Annotated in this window: 16 protein-coding genes, 1 tRNA gene and 2 pseudogenes; 11 read left to right on the top strand and 8 right to left on the bottom strand. The window is 71.5% G+C overall.

Annotated features, from left to right (window positions below):
• The first annotated feature begins 69 nt into the window (after nucleotides 1-69).
• Entirely contained in the window at nucleotides 70-543 is a 474-nt protein-coding gene (locus tag Drose_RS35415; protein WP_390891473.1) for a DUF6933 domain-containing protein, read from the top strand.
• A gap of 381 nt (nucleotides 544-924) precedes the next feature.
• On the opposite strand, the gene Drose_RS35420 is transcribed toward Drose_RS35415, so the two are convergent.
• The 3 genes from Drose_RS35420 to Drose_RS35430 all read right to left on the bottom strand — a co-directional run bounded on the left by Drose_RS35420 (nucleotide 925) and on the right by Drose_RS35430 (nucleotide 2098).
• Nucleotides 925-1212, bottom strand: coding sequence for an antitoxin VbhA family protein (locus tag Drose_RS35420; protein WP_260725564.1), 288 nt, complete (start codon nucleotides 1210-1212; stop codon nucleotides 925-927).
• A gap of 185 nt (nucleotides 1213-1397) precedes the next feature.
• Nucleotides 1398-1730 (bottom strand): helix-turn-helix domain-containing protein, encoded by a 333-nt coding sequence (locus Drose_RS35425; RefSeq protein ID WP_260725565.1) that lies wholly within the window; start codon nucleotides 1728-1730, stop codon nucleotides 1398-1400.
• The gene (locus Drose_RS35430; RefSeq protein WP_260725566.1) at nucleotides 1727-2098 is read right to left on the bottom strand and encodes a type II toxin-antitoxin system RelE/ParE family toxin; all 372 of its coding nucleotides are present in this window, start codon (nucleotides 2096-2098) and stop codon (nucleotides 1727-1729) included. Before Drose_RS35430 ends, Drose_RS35425 begins: the two co-directional genes overlap by 4 nt.
• Before the next feature lie 254 nt (nucleotides 2099-2352).
• Between Drose_RS35430 and Drose_RS35435 the strand changes: the two genes are divergently transcribed.
• Nucleotides 2353-2425: transfer RNA gene (locus tag Drose_RS35435), tRNA-Arg, on the top strand.
• Nucleotides 2426-2802: 377 nt separating this feature from the next.
• On the opposite strand, the gene Drose_RS35440 is transcribed toward Drose_RS35435, so the two are convergent.
• On the bottom strand, nucleotides 2803-2925 hold the full coding sequence (locus Drose_RS35440) for a hypothetical protein (RefSeq protein ID WP_260725567.1): 123 nt from the start codon (nucleotides 2923-2925) through the stop codon (nucleotides 2803-2805).
• Nucleotides 2926-3018: 93 nt separating this feature from the next.
• Between Drose_RS35440 and Drose_RS39250 the strand changes: the two are divergent.
• Both Drose_RS39250 and Drose_RS35445 read left to right on the top strand, forming a co-directional pair.
• Nucleotides 3019-3063, top strand: a pseudogene (locus tag Drose_RS39250) (hypothetical protein); the annotation flags it as partial.
• A 127-nt stretch (nucleotides 3064-3190) separates the two neighbouring features.
• Nucleotides 3191-4033 (top strand): annotated as a pseudogene (locus Drose_RS35445) (YbfB/YjiJ family MFS transporter).
• Between the two features lie 200 nt (nucleotides 4034-4233).
• On the opposite strand, the gene Drose_RS35450 reads toward Drose_RS35445, so the two are convergent.
• Nucleotides 4234-4437: a hypothetical protein gene (locus Drose_RS35450; RefSeq protein WP_260725568.1), complete on the bottom strand. Its 204-nt coding sequence runs from the start codon at nucleotides 4435-4437 to the stop codon at nucleotides 4234-4236.
• A gap of 352 nt (nucleotides 4438-4789) precedes the next feature.
• Here Drose_RS35450 and Drose_RS39255 point away from each other — a divergent pair, with 352 nt between their 5' ends.
• The 6 genes from Drose_RS39255 to Drose_RS35475 all read left to right on the top strand — a co-directional run bounded on the left by Drose_RS39255 (nucleotide 4790) and on the right by Drose_RS35475 (nucleotide 9693).
• On the top strand, nucleotides 4790-4876 hold the full coding sequence (locus tag Drose_RS39255) for a hypothetical protein (protein WP_390891474.1): 87 nt from the start codon (nucleotides 4790-4792) through the stop codon (nucleotides 4874-4876).
• 41 nt (nucleotides 4877-4917) lie between these two features.
• Nucleotides 4918-5403, top strand: coding sequence for a GYD domain-containing protein (locus Drose_RS35455; RefSeq protein WP_260729930.1), 486 nt, complete (start codon nucleotides 4918-4920; stop codon nucleotides 5401-5403).
• A 184-nt stretch (nucleotides 5404-5587) separates the two neighbouring features.
• Nucleotides 5588-6226: a response regulator gene (locus Drose_RS35460; protein ID WP_260725569.1), complete on the top strand. Its 639-nt coding sequence runs from the start codon at nucleotides 5588-5590 to the stop codon at nucleotides 6224-6226.
• Complete coding sequence (locus Drose_RS35465; RefSeq protein WP_260725570.1) at nucleotides 6223-7311, top strand: sensor histidine kinase; 1089 nt, start codon at nucleotides 6223-6225, stop codon at nucleotides 7309-7311. The genes Drose_RS35460 and Drose_RS35465 overlap by 4 nt, the downstream gene beginning before the upstream one ends.
• 4 nt (nucleotides 7312-7315) lie before the next feature.
• Nucleotides 7316-8176 carry an ATP-binding cassette domain-containing protein gene (locus Drose_RS35470; protein ID WP_260725571.1) on the top strand — a complete coding sequence of 287 codons (861 nt, stop codon included), beginning with the start codon at nucleotides 7316-7318 and terminating at the stop codon, nucleotides 8174-8176.
• A complete protein-coding gene (locus Drose_RS35475) occupies nucleotides 8173-9693 on the top strand; it encodes a hypothetical protein (protein ID WP_260725572.1) in 1521 nt (506 codons plus the stop codon). Before Drose_RS35470 ends, Drose_RS35475 begins: the two co-directional genes overlap by 4 nt.
• A gap of 111 nt (nucleotides 9694-9804) precedes the next feature.
• Here Drose_RS35475 and Drose_RS35480 read toward each other — a convergent pair whose 3' ends face one another.
• From Drose_RS35480 to Drose_RS35490, 3 genes are all read right to left on the bottom strand, one after another.
• On the bottom strand, nucleotides 9805-11196 hold the full coding sequence (locus tag Drose_RS35480; protein ID WP_260725573.1) for an FAD-binding oxidoreductase: 1392 nt from the start codon (nucleotides 11194-11196) through the stop codon (nucleotides 9805-9807).
• 82 nt (nucleotides 11197-11278) lie between these two features.
• Entirely contained in the window at nucleotides 11279-14665 is a 3387-nt protein-coding gene (locus tag Drose_RS35485) for a BTAD domain-containing putative transcriptional regulator (protein ID WP_260725574.1), read from the bottom strand.
• Nucleotides 14666-14876: 211 nt separating this feature from the next.
• Entirely contained in the window at nucleotides 14877-15650 is a 774-nt protein-coding gene (locus tag Drose_RS35490) for a DeoR/GlpR family DNA-binding transcription regulator (RefSeq protein ID WP_260725575.1), read from the bottom strand.
• 255 nt (nucleotides 15651-15905) lie between these two features.
• On the opposite strand from Drose_RS35490, the gene Drose_RS35495 reads away from it, so the two are divergent.
• Nucleotides 15906-16778 (top strand): SIS domain-containing protein, encoded by an 873-nt coding sequence (locus Drose_RS35495; protein WP_260725576.1) that lies wholly within the window; start codon nucleotides 15906-15908, stop codon nucleotides 16776-16778.
• Nucleotides 16779-16794: the final 16 nt, after the last annotated feature.

Consider the following 16794-nt stretch of genomic DNA (forward strand, 5'->3'; position numbering starts at 1 on the left):
ACGTTTGATCGGCGCTCAACGAGTACTCGGCGAGGGACGCCGCCACGCCACTGCCATGATTTCGCCGTGATGATCGTGCGCGCGACCAAGAAGCTCCGCGACCGAATAGGCGCGCCGGACCTGCACGCGGATGAGCAGTCGACCACCGCGCTCGGCGAGTGGTACGCCACTCGGTTCGCGTGGCGACCGGACGTGTTACTGCTGGTCAACGAGACGACCCTGCTCCCGATCCTTCTTCCGCTCGCACCCGCCGCCACCGCGCTGCCCCGTGCCGCCGACCGCATCGCCGCGATCATGGCTGCGTACGGCGCTGACAACGAGCTGGTCGCCGCCGAGGTCGAACATATGAGCAACCGACGGATCGCCCCGACCGCCAACCGCAGCGTCGTCGGGATCATGACCGAGTTCACGTTCCTCGCCGAACGCCGCAAGGGACGGGAGCTCGACGACCTGGAGGCATGGCTGGCCGGCACGCCGTGCAGCCCGCTGTACCGCACCCACACCACTTCGAAGAACGCCTTCCGGCACCGCCTGGCTCGGTGAGCGCTCAGGCGCGGCAGCAATAGGACTCGCCTACGGGTGAAAAAGCATCAACCGTCTGCTCGCGTCACGCCGAGCCGCTGGCGAATGTCAATCAGTTGAGCGCCGCTTACCCAGGCCAGCATCTGCGGCAGGCAGAAGGGATCGCTCTTGGCGATGCCCACAGTTCGAATCTCACCCGCCACGGGTACAGATCACCGAAGATCTCTGCGTGGAACAGGCGCAGGTGGATGAGATCGTAGCCGCCGGGCAGGATCCGGGTGCCGAGGTCCGCCAACGCTGCTGCGGTCAGGTCGGCCTCCACAACGCGGAGACGGTCCGGGTCGGTGATACCGAACCGATTGCGGAGCACCTCGGAGGCCGGGTCGCTGTATGGGTCGACGGTCATGTGGTGTGGAGCTGCCGAACCAGCTCTCGCATCTGGGTCGTACTGAGTTCACCGCGAGCCCAGCGCTCCATGATCGCCTCAGCGTCTGAGCTGATCGTGAGCCCTTCAGCTCGCACGGAGGCGGCGGCTTGCGCAACGGACTGATTCCGTTCGGCGGTCAGCTCGTCGAAGCCCTCGACAGCGCTGATCCATGCTTCGGTCCGTGCCCGTTCCGCGGCCAACGCTTCGCTGTCTCCGTCGTCGAGGTCTGCGCGAATATCCTCCCAGTCGTGGAACTCGGTCATGAATCCTCCTTCCTTGCACGCCAACTCCGTCCAGCTCTCGCAGATGTCCTCGACTACGAAATCGTCGCCTTCTGCCACCCAGGCAGCAGCCGACGGACTAACAATGAGGCGGCGAGCAGGTGCTGCCGCACGGGGCTCGTCGGCCGCCAAGTGCATCGGTTACTGCCAGTTGGAAGGCCGCCCAGTCAGGCCACGTTGAGCTGGATGTTGCCGATGCGGGCGACGATGTCGAGTTGGCCACCGAGCCCGACCACATAGGCCCGCAGCGTCTCCAGGCCGACGGCGTCGCCGTTCTCGATCTGGCTGATACGCGCCTGCGTCAGCCCGGTCGCTTCAGCCAGTTGAGCCTGCGTCACGCCGAGCTGCTTGCGGATCTCAGCCAGTTGAGCACCGCTGACTGAGGCCAGCATCTGCTCTCGCATCTGCTGGCGGCGAGCAACCCGCTCGGCGCTGTCCCAGGTCGGATCGGCGGCGCGAGCCTTTGCCTTCACGTCCTGCCAGTTCGAAGCCTCGGTCACGACTGACCCTCCTCTTTCAGCGCCGCGAGATGGTCGGCGTACCGAGTGTCCGCAAGCGGGATCGCATTGCGATACCACGTCTGCCACTGCCCGGACTTGTCCCCGGCCACCAGAAAGATCGCCTCGCGCGCCGGATCGAACGCGAAGATCATCCTAACCTCGGAGCGACCGGCTGAACCCGGCCGCAGTTCCTTCATGTTCTGGTACAGACTGCCCTTGAGCCGATCGACCAGTGGCCGACCGAGCGCTGGCCCTTGCTCAGTAAGAACGTCGATCGCCTCGGCGACCAGGTCAGCAGTGATCGGGTCGACACGACACAGCTCCAAGAACCACGCCTCGACGTCCGGATGCAGCCTGACATCCCACATCCTCCGAGTATAAGCCGAGCTTATATTCAGTTCCAAGGACCCACCCGGCCCGCCACGGGATCTCGACGAGTGCTCGGCGAAGCGAACCACCCAGGGTCACGGCGAGCCCACCGGGCATGCCGGCCGGACCCACCCATCGCAAACGCCGATTGTGTGATCGAGCGCCGGTCCCACCAGCCCGAACGCACCGGTGCCACGCCGGGGCGGGATATGCCGACGCAGGTCAACGCCCGCGTCGGTACACTGTGCTCCGCGCCCTCGTAGCTCAGGGGATAGAGCAACGGTTTCCTAAACCGTGTGTCGCAGGTTCGATTCCTGCCGGGGGCACCTTCATTCAGGCCGTGAGCTGCGGATACTCTCGCCGGCCGATGTGCAGCCAAGTGCCTCGAAAGCCGCCCTGAGTCAAGTTTGGCCAGGTCAGCACCCGAATTCTCATGCCGCAAGCGCCAGTTCGATACGCTCGCTCATGATCGCCAGATCTCCGTCGTCGGGCGGGGCGGTTACCCGTCGCGCCCCATGCCCGCGAGTTCCCCGCCCTCGCATTCCGTGACGCGCCGCCAGCGCCTCTATTGCCGCTCATTGCGCGCTGGCGGCAATGGGTACTTGGCTGCCGTGGGCCGGCCGCTACTACGAGTCGGCGAGCCCGTTCGGCAACGTGGTCGTCGCGATCAGATGACGCCGGCCGCCGACGGGTGGGCGCCATGTCAGGCGCGGTGGGTGCCCCCGCTGGCGATGCCGAGGAGGGCGAGGGCGGCCTGCCGGGCATCGGCGGCGGCGCGGGCGTGGTCGTGGTGGTTCGCGACCGTCGTCGCGCCGATGACCAGCATGAGAAGCTGCCGTCCCAGCGTGGCCGGGTCGGGTGCGCCCGCCCGGCTCGCGATGCTGGTGAGCAGCTCGAGGCGTCGGGCGAGGTGCCGGCCATGAGCACCGACCTCGGCTGGAGCCTTGCCCAGGTTGGCGCGGTGACCACCGCGAACGGCATCGGATACCTCGTCGGCGCGCTGGTGGCGGCGCCGCTGGCCCGGCTGCTGACGTTGACCAGCACCTTCCGGTGGGGAATGGTCGGCTGTCGGTGCGCTCGGCGTCGCCGCGGTGAGCAGCAGCTACCCCGCCCTGCTCGCCGCGCGCCTGGCGGCCGGCGCTGCGGGTGCGCTGGTGTTCGTCACCGGAAGCGGGATCGCCTCCCGGCTGGCCACCACGGTCGGCTCGGCCACACCGATCGGCGTCTACGTCGCGGGCTCGGGTGCCGGCATCGTGCTCGACGGCGCCACGGTCCCCTCGCTGCTGGACCGGCACCCCGAACGTTGGCCGCTGGCCTGGCTCGGCCTGGCCGTCAACGCCGCAGTCGCCACCGTCATAAGCTGGCGCGCGGCACGCACCGACCCTCGCGACGGCGAGGACACCGAGGCCGCCATATGCCGCCGAGCCCAGGTCCGTCCACTGTGGCGCTTCGCCGCCGCCTACACGCTCTTCGCCACCGGCTACATCACGTACATCACATTTCTGTCGGCCTATCTGGCCGAGCACCGGTGGTCGGCCGCACAGACGTCGCTGACCTAGACGATACTCGGCCTCGCCGTCCTCGCCGGACCACACCTGTGGAGCAGGCCGGCCGCCGCATGGCCACACGCGCGGACCCTCGCCACCCTCCTGACGACGGTCAGCGCAGCCGCCGCCGCGCCGCTGTTGACGCCCGCCCCGGCGATGCTCATCGCGTCCCCAGCCGCCTACGGGGCCGCGTTTCTGTCCGTGCCGGCGGCCATCACCACACTCGTGCGCGACACCACCACCCACGCCGACAGGATGCCGACGCTGGCCGCGTTCACGGCCTGTTCGCCGCGGGCCAGACCGTCGGACCGTGGGTTGCCGGCTGGCTCGCCGACCGTACGACCGCGGGCACCACGCTCGCCTGGACGGCACTGCTCTGCGCCATAGCGGCCGTGCTCGCCGCCGGCCAGGACAACGCTGCGGTTCCCACCCGGGATAGCGAGACCTGAGCGCTGTGAAGGACCGGAACGAAGCCGCCGCCACCGCCGTTTCAGCCGATCGGGTGGACTCAGGGGCAAGATCGTCTTCTGGATCTCTCCCAGCGTGCGCCGTGAGCTACCGCCCCTTGCGTGGGCGCCCACCGGCAGTCACGCGGTGGAGCCCAGCCGCCGGCGCAGTTCGTCGAGCGCCCTTGTTGCCGTGCGCAACTCACGCCGCGCCGCCTCGACGTCTATCGCCGCTGACGTCGCGAGCGCGGCGTTGCGTACGTACGTCGACAACGGCTGGCCGGCTGCGGTCGCTGCGGCAATGATGCTGTCGAGTTCGCCGCGACCGAACCGGACCGACACCACCGATCGGATCTGACCTCTTCGCCAGCGACTTGGTCGCGATGCTCGTACAGACGAACGCCACGGTCACCTTGCGGCCCGTATCCGTGACGCCGAGGTAGGTGGTGTTGGTGTCCCACTGGACCAACAGGACCTTGACCGGCGGCATCTGCCATCCCGCCGGGTGTATTACGTCCAGCATCTCGACGTAATACGATTCAGGCAAGCCGGTGGGGCCAGACCCGACGACCAACACCGCCGTGCGGAGTGCGTGCTATGGCCTTGGAGCACGAACCGCGAGGACGCATGTCAGCGCTGGCCTGAGCTTCGGGCGTCTGTCGCAGTCCCAATCCGGTTACAGCTCCCGATCCACGCGATGTTCCCCCTGACCGAAGCCCACCTCGCGCATCGCGAGGTGCAGACCGGGCATGTCCGCGGCAAAGTCGTCCTGACCGTGCCGTGACTGTCGGCGCCGGGTCGCGTAGCTCATCCCGGTTGACGACGGTGCGCGCTGGTGGCCTCAACGATCTCGGCGTGGCCGAGCCCGTACCGGGCCGTCCGGGCCGGCGTCTGGCCGACGAAGGCGAGCACTCCGGATTCCTTGCCGTTCGAGCCGTTCGGCGGGGCAGCCCTCCCGCGACTACGCTCGGTCTTGAGGGGGTGATCTCGATGTCCAGATTCCTTATCGAGGCGACCTACACGCCCGACGGATTCCGCGGGCTGTTCAAGGATGGGGGCAGCGGACGAGTCGAGGCGGTCCGGAAAATGGCCGAAAGTGTCGGCGGGCGACTCGAGTCGTTCGACTTCAGTTTCGGGGAGCCCGACACGCACGTGATCTGCGAACTGCCGGACAACAAGTCGGCCGCCGCCGTCGCTCTCGCGATCGGCGCGTCCGGTGGAGCCACCGCCAAGACCGTAGCGCTGCTGACCCCGGCTGAGATCGACCAAGCCGTCCAGAAGACCGTCGACTACCACGCACCTGGCACCTGAGCCAGCCGCGTCCGGCCCGCTTGGCGGCCACCGGCATGTGGACTCTAGTGCTCATCCGTGCCACAGGTCGTACAGGCGGGCCGCCAACAACAACATCACTCGGACCTGAATCGAGCTCCTGCGCGGCGCCGAAGTCTGCCGTTCGGCAGATGCGCACCAGAACCGGGTGCGTAGGCTCGGTGCGGTGAGTATCCGGGTGCTGATCGCCGACGACCAGGACATCGTGCGGGACGGACTGCGCCGGATCCTCACCGCAGCGCCCGACATCGACGTTGTCGGCGAGGCCGCCGACGGGGTTCAAGCGCTCGAACAAGCGACGGAGCTCGTGCCCGACGTCGCGCTCGTCGACATCCGGATGCCGCGGATGGACGGGCTCGCCCTCACCCGGCACCTGGCCGGCGGACCGACCAAAGTGGTCGTGGTCACCACCTTCGACCTCGACGAATACGTCTATCCTGCCCTCCGCGACGGCGCCTCCGGGTTCCTGTTGAAACGGTCCGGATCGGCGCTGCTCGTGGAGGCGGTTCGGGCCGCCGTCGCCGGGGACAGCCTGATCAGCCCTTCGATCACCGTGCGGCTGCTCAAGCACGTCACCGCGCCCCGCCCGCCGCGGGCGCCAGTGCCGGAGCCGCTCACCGAGCGTGAGCTGGAGGTGGCCGCACACGTCGGCGCGGGGCGCACCAACGCGGAGATCGGGGCGGAGCTGTTCATCTCCGCAGGGACGGTGAAGACCCACATCGCCGCCGTCCAGCGCAAGCTCGGCGTCCGCAATCGGGTGGGGATCGCCGTCTGGGCCTGGGACAGCGGAAATGTGGCCACGTGAAACACCTCAGGAAGTGGCTCCTGGTGGTGCTCGCGGCGCTCGCGGCGCTGTGCGCGCTGCCGGTGACCGGGCCGTCGGGCATCCTCGCCAGTCTGGCCGCGGTCGGCGCGGTCGCCACTGCCGTCATGCCTCGGCTCGCCCTGCCCGCGGTGCTGTTGTCGCTGGTGGTGGACGCCGCTCACCGTGGGCCGCCCGCACCGGCGGCGTTGTGGTTCCCGGTCGAGTTGGCGGCTTTGGCGGTACTGCAGGTGCGTGTCACCCGTCGCGGGACCGTGATCGAGGCGGCGGCCGTCGGCCTCGCGATCGTCGCTCTGCCGCTGCGGGTGACCCTCCACGTGCCGACCAACCGGTTCGAGGCGTCGGTGCTGCTGGTCGCCACCACGTTCTTCGTCGGGATGTGTGCCACAGGCGCCGGTCTCCGTCTGCGCGCCGGTGACCAGCGACGGCTCCGAGCGGAGGAGCGGGCGCGCCGTGCGCAGCGGCTGGACCTTGCCCGGGACCTGCACGACCTGGTGGCCCACGAGGTGACCGGCATCGTGGTGCAGGCGCAGGCCGCCCAGGTGGCCGGCGACCCGGACGCGCTCGCCCGGATCGAGGCGGCCGGCCTGCGGGCGCTCGACGCGATGGACAACATGGTGCGGACGCTGCGCGGCGCCGACGAGCAGGCGCCGCTGCGGGTCCACGGGCTCGGGGACCTGCCCGAGGTGGTGGCCCGCTTCGACGCCACCGGCCCGGCCCGCGCCACGCTTCGGATGGCGCCGGACGTGACGTTGAGCCCCGAGGCCGGCACCGCCGCGTATCACGTGGTCGTCGAAGCACTGACCAACGTCCGGCGGCACGCGCCGAAGGCGACGACGGTCGTCGTGTCCCTGGACCGGACCGGGCTGCTGACCATTGTGGACAGTGGGGGCGGTGGCCCGCGGCGGCCGCGCCCCGGCGGCGGCACCGGGCTGGCAGGGCTGGCCGAGCGGGTCGGCGCGCTCGGCGGTTCGCTGCACGCCGGGCCGCACGAGGACGGCTGGCGGGTGACGTGCGATCTCTGCCGTTCGGCAGATGTGCGGGCATCCGAATCCCACGACGCTTGAGGGCATGCTCGAACTGCTCGACATCACGAAGGTCTACAAGGGGCAGAAGCGCGCCGTCGACGGCCTCACGCTGCGTCTCGGGCCCGGTCTGCTGGGGCTGCTCGGTCCGAACGGGGCCGGCAAGTCGTCGCTGCTGCGCATCGCCGCGACGGTCACGCGGCCGACGGGCGGGCAGGTGCGCTTCGACGGCGCCGACGCGGTCGCCCGCCCGGGCGCGCTGCGCCGCGCGCTCGGTTATCTGCCGCAGGACTTCGGTGTCTATCCAAACCTGACGGCCCGCGAGTTCCTGGCCTATCTGGCCGCGGTGAAAGGGCTTTCGAGCCGTTCCGCGAGGTCCCGCATCGACGAGCTGCTCGAGCTGGTGAACCTCACCCATGCCGCGCGGCGGCCGCTCGGCGGCTTCTCGGGCGGCATGCTGCGCCGCGTCGGCATCGCGCAGGCGCTGCTCGCCGATCCGCGGGTCGTCATCGTCGACGAGCCGACGGCGGGCCTCGATCCCGAGGAGCGGGTCCGGTTCCGCAACCTGCTTAGTGATCTCGCCGCGGACCGGGTCGTGCTGCTGTCGACGCACATCGTGTCCGACATCGAGTCTGTCGCGACCCGGATCGCGGTGATCAAGGACGGTCGGGTGCGGCTCGACGGGCGCCCCGAGGATCTGTTGCGGACCGTCGCCGGTCATGTCTGGGAGGTGGTGGTGCCCCCTGAGGCCGCGGCCGGCATCCAGCAACGGTTGCTGACGACGCGCCTGGTGCGCACCGCCGACGGCGTGCGGTTGCGTGTGCTCGCGACGGCTCGCCCGCTGCCGGACGCGGTTCCCGCACCGCCGGATCTGGAGGATGCCTACCTGGGTGTGGTGCACCGGTGACGGCGCTGTGGGGCCTGGCGCTGGCCGACTTCCGCGAGCGGGTGCGGCGCCCGGCGTATGCCTTGATGCTCCTGTCGGCGATCGGCCTGGGGTGGCTGGCGGTGCCGGCGCGGGACGCGCACTGGGTGGTGCTGGACGCCGGTGGATATCGGGGCGTCTACACCAGCGCATACGTCGGCCTGGTCACCGCGTTGACGAGCGCGCTGTGGCTCACGTTCGTCGGCTTCTATCTGGCCCGGGACGCCGTCACGCGGGACGAGCGGACCGGTGTGGGGCGGCTGCTGGCCGCGACGCCACTGCGTTCCGGTGTGTATATGGCCGGCAAGTTCCTGAGCAACCTGCTGCTGCTCGGCTCGATGGCGGCGGTCCTGGCGGCCACCGCGCTGGCGCTGCAGTTGCTGCGGGGCGAGTCCCGGGCGGTCGACCCGGCCGGGCTGCTGACCCCGTTCGTGCTCCTGTCGCTGCCGATGCTCGCCGTCACGGCCGCGGCGGCGATTCTGTTCGAGACGACGCCAGTGCTGCGCGGCGGGTTCGGCAACGTGCTGTGGTGCTTCGTCTGGATGGCGGGCGCGCTCGCCGGTCAGTCGCCGGACGCGCCATTGGGCGGGATCGGCATGGCGCACGTGACCGCGTCGATGGCGGCGGACCTGGCGGGCCGCTCCCCCGCACCGGAGGCGCCGGGGCTGGGGCTGATGCTCGTCGACACGCCACTGCGAACGTTCGAGTGGTCGGGCCTGCCGCTGACGGCGCCGTTCGTCGGCGGCCGGCTGGCCCTGACGGCGCTCGCCGTCGGGCTGGCGTTGCTGCCGGCCCTGTGGTTTCACCGGTTCGACCGACCGGCGGCGAGCGGCAGGAGCGTCCAGAGCGGGCCGGAGCCGCGGACGGTCTACCGTGGGCTGCCGCGAACGGTGCCGTCGTCTGGTGTGACCGGGGTCCGGCTCTTCCAGGGCGAGCTGCAAATCCTGCTGCAGGGCACGCCGTTGTGGTGGTGGCTGGGCGCCGGGCTGCTCGCGGTGGCGAGCGTGGCGGTGCCGCCCGGGCTGATGCTCGCAGCCGTCTGGATCTGGCCGGTCCTGCTGTGGTCGCGGCTGGGCACGCAGCACACGACGTCGGGCGTGGCCGCGATCCTCGCCGCCTGTCCGGCCACGCGCGGGCGTCTGCTCGCCGAGTGGGCCGCCGGGGTGGCGCTCGCCGCGCTGACCGGTGCCGGCGCGGCGGTGCGGATGGCGGTCGTCGGTGACGCGGCGGGCCTGCTGGCCTGGGCGGGCGGTGCGCTGTTCATCCCGGCGCTGGCGTTGACACTCGGCACGGTGACCGGCACGCCGCGGGTGTTCCAGGCGGTCTACACCATCCTGTGGTATCTGATGATCAATAATCTGTCGGCGCTGGACGTCATGGATGCGCTCCGCGACCACGGCGAGCCGCGAGGCCCGAGCCCGGTCGTCGTCGCCGGGCTGGGCCTCGCGGGCGTCGCCGTGTCGTTCGCTGTGGCGGCGCTGCGTCACGCTCGTCGCTAGCTGTGCCGCCGGTCACCGGTCAACAGGGGCCGTGCGCAGCAGCGTCGGCGTCCGAAACGCCGCTGCGGCACGGACGGGGTTACCTGGACTTCGGGGAGTCTCCTCGCCGGCTCACGCGATGATCGCCTGGTTCGTCGAGAACACGTTGGTCGGGTCGTACGAGCGCTTGACCCGCAGGAGGCGGTCACGGTCGGCCGGGGACCAGTTGGCCAGCAGCGCCTCCGGGCCGGCGGAGCCGGAGAGGTTCATCAGGCCACCGGGCACGACGTCGTCGCCGGCGGCGGCCAACACCGCATTCATGCCGGCGTCCACCGCCGGCCGCAGGTCGGGCAGGCCGAGGCCGATGACGAACAGGGAGTACGCAGCGCCTCGGCCGCTGACCGCGTTCGGCACCGCGGCGGGCCGGGAGAAGGCGCCGCCCAGCAGCCGCAGCTCCACCATGACCAACGGCAGGTCCACCTGCGGGCCGGCAACGGCGAGAATCCGGTCGACGGTGCCTGCGGAGAGGTCGCCGAGCAGCGCCCCGCACTCGTGGGAGGGCATCGGGTCGACCGGGTCCTGGTGGACGGCGTCGACGGCCGTGTAGGGCAGCTCGCCGACACCGTCGATGAGCGCCGGAGCGACCGCCCGCATCGGGGCAATCAACCGGGTGCCCTCCTCGACGCTGCCCTGATAAGCCACTCGCAGGTGGGCGACGAACGCCCCACGCAGCGGCTCCGGCAACTCCGGCAGCGGCGGGAGCCGCAGCAGCGCCACCGACGTGGTCATCTCCTCCGGCAGGCCGGGCGCCCACTGGCGGAACGCGTGCAGCACCTCGGCGGCGTGAGCCGCCGGGAAGTAGATGCCGCCGCCGAAAAAGGCCGGCACCTCGAACAGGCCGAACTCGATCGCCGTGACGATCCCGAAATTGCCCTTGCCGCCGCGCACGGCCCAGAAGAGGTCGCTCTCGTGTTCGGCGTCGACGGTGCGCACGACACCGTCGGCGGTAACGATCTCGACCGACCGGACGTGGTCGGCCGCGAAGCCGAAGCGGCGGCCCAGCGGTCCGATGCCGCCGCCCACCGTGTAGCCGACGACGCCCACCTGCGACGAGGACCCGTTGAGCGGCGCCAGGCCGTGCGGCGCGGTGGCGTTGATCACGCTCGCCCAGCGGACCCCGGCGGCGGCGCGGGCGGTCCGCGCGACCGGGTCGACGGTGACGTCCTGCATGCGGTTCGTCGTGATGAGGACACAGTCCTCGGCGGGCCGCACCGCGCCGTGGCCGGTCGCCTGCACCGCGACGGCGAGCCCGTGACGGCCGGCCCAACGCACGGCCGCGGCGACGTCATCGGTGCCGGTCGCGCCGACGATCACCAGCGGCCGGTGCTGCGTCGCCACGTTCCACGCGGCGGCCTCGGCGGTGTAGCCGTCGTCGCCGGGCAGCAGCACCGGGCCTTGTACGGCGGCGGCGAGCTCGGGCACGCTCCGCGTCGCGGCGGAGCGGTCGGCCAAGGACATGGTCATGAGAAATCCAATCAGCCGGGCGTCCCACTGTCCAGGACGCCGTTGGCATCACGGTGCGGGAGCCCGCTTGTGATCCAGTTGGTCAGGACTTGAGCTCGGCTAGTAGAGCGACCTGTGCGGCACTGGCCGCCACCAGGTGGGCGGCGCCGATATCACGGTGCAGCGCCAGCGCTGTCTCGGCATGTGCGGCGGCCGCGCCGGTGTCGCCGAGCCGGGCGGCCAGTTCGGCGAGGACGAAGTGCATGGAGCCCCACGTCGCGCAGGAGCTGCCGAGCGTGGACCACTGGTCGGCGAAGGGCAGGATCTCGTCGTACAACTCCCGCGGGTCCGGCGTGCCGAGCCTGGCCGCCACCAGGCCCCACTCGAACGCCACGAAGTTCCAGCCCCACAGCATCTCGCGGGCGGAGCCCCAGCGGCCGAGCAGCTCCCGGGCGAGCGGCTCGTCGCCGGACTCGCACGCGGCCAGGACGGCGGTCGGGCGCAGCAGCTCTAGCTGCGGCTCGTCGGCGCGGCGGACGAGCTCGTCGCGCAGCTCGGCGTGCCGGCCCTGGAAGCGCCGGCTGGTGTAGAGCAGCACGAGGCGGATCCACGGCGCGCCCCACAGGCTGGTGTGCTCCTGCAGGGCGAACGCCTCCTCGACGAGCCGCTCGCCCTCGTCCCAGCGGCCGTCGAGCATGCTCCGCCCGGCACGCGCGTAGGCCACCTGGGCGCCGAGGACCGTCGTCCGGATGCCTTCCATGAGGCGGCGGGAGCGCGCCAGGTCGGCGTCGAACCCGACGACGTCCCCGGCCGTCATCGCGTTCATCATCCGGTGCACCCGCGCGGTCACCTCGATCGTGGGCGGCAGCGGGTCGATGGTGAGCAGCTCGTCGACGATCTCGCGGCGCCGCTGCTCGCGCTGCGGGACCCAGGCGACGTTCCAGTAGTTGTTGAGCGTCCGGACGAGCAGTTCGCGGTCGCCGGTCCGCCGTGCCAGCGCGACCGCCTCCTCCGCGTGCGCCTCGCCGTCGGGGCGCTCCGGGCTGTGGTACAGCTCGACGGCGAGCGTGCCCAGCAGTACCGCCCGGCGGTGCAGGTCGGAGGGGTCCAGGCGGCTCAGTTGGGCGCGCAGGATGCCGATCATGCGCTCGTCGACCACGAGGTACGGCCGCCAGGTCCACAGCGTCACCCCGCCGAACAGCGTCGCCGCGTCCACCGCCAGCTCGTCGTCGCCGAGTTGCGTGGCGAGCGTCAGCGCCTCGTCGAGCACGACCCGCGTGCCGGCCACGTCACCGGCGGCCCGGCGCGCGACGCCCAGCTTGACGAGCAGGCGGCACCGGGTGGCGGCGGCACCCGGCCGGGTCGGGTCGAGGGCACCGAGCGCGGATTCGAGGTAGCGGGCGGCCTGGTCGTACGCAAGCTGCGCCATCGCCAGCTCGGCGGCCCGGCGTGCGTAGCGCACCGCACGGTCCGCGACACCCAGCGGCGCGGCCATCGTGAAGTGGTGTACGAGCAGGTTGAGCTGGTCGGGGTCGTCGGTGCGGTCGAAGGACTCGATCGCCTCGCCCACCCGCTTGTGCAGCCGGGCCCGCTGCAGGCGGCTCAGCCCGCCGTATACGGTGTCGCGCACGATCGCGTGCGCGAAGCGGTAGTCCCAGCGGCCAGGCACCTCGGTGAGCAGGCCCGCGACAACGGCCGGCTCCAGCGCCGACATCACGGCCTCGTTCTCCTGGCCGGTGCTCGCCTCCAACAGGAGCAGGCCCACGTCGCGGCCGATGACCGCGGCGGTGTGCAGCATCGTCCGGGTCTCGTCGGGCAGGCGGGACACCCGGCGCGAGATGACGTCGCGGACGCTCTCGGGCACACCCGTCTCGGCGACGGCCTGCGCGCTGCCCCAGCCGCCGGGGTGCTCGCTGGCCAGCAGGCGCAGCAGTTCCTTGAGGTAGAACGGGTTGCCGCCGGTGCGCTCCAGCAGGGCCAGCACCACCTCGGAGCGCGGCTCGCCACCGGCGCCCGCGAGGTAGTCGGCGATGTCGGCGGCGGTGAACGAGCCGAGTCGCAGCCGCTCGGCGCCGCGCTCGTTGGCGAGCAGCGCAAGCGTCTCGCGCAGCGCCGGGTCGGCGTCGGCGGCCTCCGGCCGCAGCGTCGCGATCAGCAGGATCGGCACCCGGTGCAGCATCGGCGCGAGGTGGGCGAGGAGTTGCAGCGAGGAGGCGTCGGCGACGTGCAGATCGTCGATGACGATCAGCAGGGGACGCTCGGCGGCGGCCTTCCGCAGGGTCTCCGCCACGGCCTCGTGCAGGTGGAACAGGGCGGTGTCCGGATCCTCCCGGCGCCAGGGGCTCTCGCCGCGGCCCGCCAGCACGTCGAGCAGGTGTTGCCGGTGCCCGGTCTCCGGCAGTGCCCGCAGGACCTGCGCCCAGGGCCAGAAGGCCGGCGTGGCGCTGGCCTCGACGCATCGGCTCCAGGCGGTCGCGAACCCGTTCGCGCCGGCCGTCACGGCGGCCCACTCGGCCAGCAGGGTCTTGCCGAGGCCGGCCTCCCCCACGACGAGCGCGACACCGCCCTGGCCGTGGCCCGCCCGGTCGATCCGGTCCCTGATGAGCCCCTCCTCGCCCAGCCGGCCGACGAGGGACGGCGCCCCGGCGGTGGGCTGCCGGCGCGGACCGTCGGGCGGCGGCGGCGCGACGACGGCCGGCACGTGCGGCAGCCCCAGCCCGAGCGCCGGGTCGTGGCGCAGGATCGCCACCTCCAGCGCTTGCAGTTCCGGTCCGGGCGGCAGGCCCAACTCCTCGTCGAGCACCGTCCGGGCGCGGCGGAACGCGGCCAGCGCGTCGGCCTGGCGCCCCTCGCGGTACAGCGCGAGCATCAACTGGCCCCACGACCGCTCCCGGAACGGGTGCCGGTCGAGCAGGCTCTGCGCGGTGGTCACCGCGGCGGCGTTGCGTCCGGTGGCGAGTTGTACCTCCACCAGTTCCTCGACGGCGCTGTCGTACAGCTCACCGAACTGGGCCGCGACCGCCGCGGCGAACTCCTCGTCGGCGAAGTCGGCCAGCGGCGCGCCCCGCCATTCGGACAGCGTGGCGGTGAGCGCCCGCTCGGCCTCGTCGAACGCACCCGCGGCGAGGTGTCTGCGGGCCTCCTCGACGCCGCGGCTGAAACGGACCGAGTCGACCTGGTCGCCGTCGATCGCGAGCAGGTATCCGGGGTCGCGGGTCACCAGCACCGCGGGCGGGGTCCGGGGCGGCCGGCCCGGCTCGAGGACCCGACGCAACTGGGAGACGTACGCCTGAAGGGTGCCGGTCGCGCTCGACGGCACGTCACCGGCCCACAGCCCGTGGACGATCCGGTCCAGCGACACGACCCGGCCGGGCTCCAGCAGCAGGAGGGCGAGCACGGCGCGTTGCTTGCGGGCGCCGAGGTCCAGGGTCGTTCCACTCGGCGTCCGTACCTCGAGCGGTCCAAGGATCCGGAAGTCGAGCCGCGTCACGCGGTCACGATAACGGCTGTTCAGACCCCTGGAGAACGATATCGGCTGTCGGATTTCCGAGCGTCGTCAGCAGATCAAGTCACGCTGGAGCGCGTCGCGACAGAGTGCGTCGATCTTGCAGTTGTGGTGCCTGACAAACCGGGCATTCAGGGAGTGTCACGGCACCACAACTGCAAGATCGGCGAGGAGGGGGGCGGCTGGTGGGCAGCATTCAGTCGGTCACTACCACCTCGACGCCTGCCTCGCGGATCGCGGCCACCCCGGCGGGGTCGGCCGTCGGGTCGGTCACCAGCGCGGCGACGTCGGTGATCGGGCAGATGGCGGCCAGGCAGTTGCGGCCGATCTTCGAGCCGTCGGCGACCACCAGCACTCGGTCGGCGCGGCGGATCATCGTCGCGTTGGTGTGGGCCTCGATCTCGTCGTGGGTCGTCAGGCCGCCCCGGGCCGAGACACCGTCCACACCGACGACCGCGACCTGCATGTTCAGGCCGGTCAGCGTGCGGTCGGCGATCGGGCCGACGAGCTCGTAGGACTGGGTACGGGTGACGCCGCCGGTCATGATCAGCTTCAGTCTGGGACGCAGCGCCAGCTCGGCGGCGATGTTCACCGCGTTGGTCACGACGGTCAGGTCGACCCGTTCGGCGAGCAGACGGGCCAGCAGGTGGGTCGTGGTCCCGCCGGTCATTCCGAGGGTCAGCGGCCCCTTGGGCAGCAGCGCCGCGGCCTTGCGGGCGATCGCGGTCTTCGCCTCACGGTGGTGGCCCACGCGGTAGCGCACCGGCAGCTCGGACGAAGCGTCGAGGGCCACCGCGCCGCCGTGCGTGCGGGACAGCAGCTTCTGGTCCTCGAGGGCCTGCAGATCACGGCGGATGGTGGCGGCGGACACCCCGAACCGCAGCGCAAGCTCCCCGACGTCGATGGTGCCGTCGCCCGACACCCGCTCCAGGATGGCCGACACCCGGTCGGCACGGCGGCGGGAGCCCACCGCTACACCGTCCCGGACCCGGCAGCGGTCGCCACGGTGGGCACGGCACCGGCGGCGGTCGAGACAACGGCCGAAACGAGCATCCGATCGGCTCGGGCGGTGCCGGGGACGGACGGCTCAGACACGGACGCCGTCGCGGGCGGCGCGGGCACCGCGACAGGCGCCCGGCCGGCGAAACGCTCAAACGCGCAGTCTGAAATGCTCACTTGGACAACTTATCTTGTGTCGGCTGCTCGAACGCGCGATGGTGGCCGCATGGCGGATACCTTCCGGGAGATCGAAAGTCAGCCCGACGTCTGGCAGCAGGGCATCGCCCTTGCGGATGTGGGCCGCGCCGCCCTCGCCGCGCCCGGCGAGCGGATGCTCGTGCTCGGCTGCGGCACGTCGTGGTTCATGGCGCAGTGCGTCGCCGAGCTGCGTGAGGCGGCGGGGCTCGGGGAGACCGACGCCGTCTGCGCCTCCGAGTTCGTTCCCCGGCGCCGCTATGACCGGGTCGTCGCGCTCACCCGATCGGGCACGTCCACCGAGGTGCTCGACGCCCTCCAGCGGGTCGACGCGCACAAGGTCGCCGTCACGGCGGTCGCCGGGCAGCCGGTCGACGACCTGGTCGACGAACGCATTCTGCTCGACTTCGCCGACGAGCGCAGTGTCGTGCAGACCCGCTTCCCGACGACGCTGCTGGCGATGGTCCGGGCGGCCTTCGGCGCGGACCTCGGCCACCTCGTCGCCGACGGTGCGGCCGCGCTGCGGGCACCGCTGCCGGCCGACCCCGCCGGGATCGAACACCTGGTCTTCCTCGGCACCGGCTGGACCGTCGGCCTGGCACACGAGGCCGCGCTGAAGGTCCGCGAGGCGGCGCAGGCCTGGTCGGAGTCGTACCCGGCGATGGACTACCGCCACGGGCCGGTCGCCGTCGCCGGCACGAAGAGCCTCGTGTGGTCGTTCGGTGACACCCCGGCGGAGCTCGACGACACGGTGCGCGGCGCCGGAGCCACCCCCTACCGCGACGACCGTGACCCGCTGGCGCAGCTCGTCCTGGCCCAGCGCTTCGCCGTGGCGCTCGCCGCGCACAAGGGTCTCGACCCGGACCGGCCGCGCCTGCTGACGCGCTCCGTCATCCTGCGCTGAAGCCGCCGACGACCAT

Origin of the sequence: Dactylosporangium roseum (genome assembly GCF_025264685.1) — a bacterium.
Classification (GTDB): Bacteria; Actinomycetota; Actinomycetes; order Mycobacteriales; family Micromonosporaceae; genus Dactylosporangium; species Dactylosporangium roseum.

Excerpts from the sequence above, each read along its gene's own strand:
- Drose_RS35420 (WP_260725564.1), bottom strand. The coding sequence starts at position 1,212 with ATGACCGAGTTCCACGACTGGGAGGATATTCGCGCAGACCTCGACGAC.
- Drose_RS35440 (WP_260725567.1), bottom strand. The coding sequence starts at position 2,925 with ATGCTGGTCATCGGCGCGACGACGGTCGCGAACCACCACGACCACGCC.
- Drose_RS39255 (WP_390891474.1), top strand. The coding sequence starts at position 4,790 with ATGTTCCCCCTGACCGAAGCCCACCTCGCGCATCGCGAGGTGCAGACC.
- Drose_RS35480 (WP_260725573.1), bottom strand. The coding sequence starts at position 11,196 with ATGACCATGTCCTTGGCCGACCGCTCCGCCGCGACGCGGAGCGTGCCC.
- Drose_RS35470 (WP_260725571.1), top strand. The coding sequence starts at position 7,316 with ATGCTCGAACTGCTCGACATCACGAAGGTCTACAAGGGGCAGAAGCGC.
- Drose_RS35495 (WP_260725576.1), top strand. The coding sequence starts at position 15,906 with ATGGCGGATACCTTCCGGGAGATCGAAAGTCAGCCCGACGTCTGGCAG.
- Drose_RS35415 (WP_390891473.1), top strand. The coding sequence starts at position 70 with ATGATCGTGCGCGCGACCAAGAAGCTCCGCGACCGAATAGGCGCGCCG.
- Drose_RS35430 (WP_260725566.1), bottom strand. The coding sequence starts at position 2,098 with ATGTGGGATGTCAGGCTGCATCCGGACGTCGAGGCGTGGTTCTTGGAG.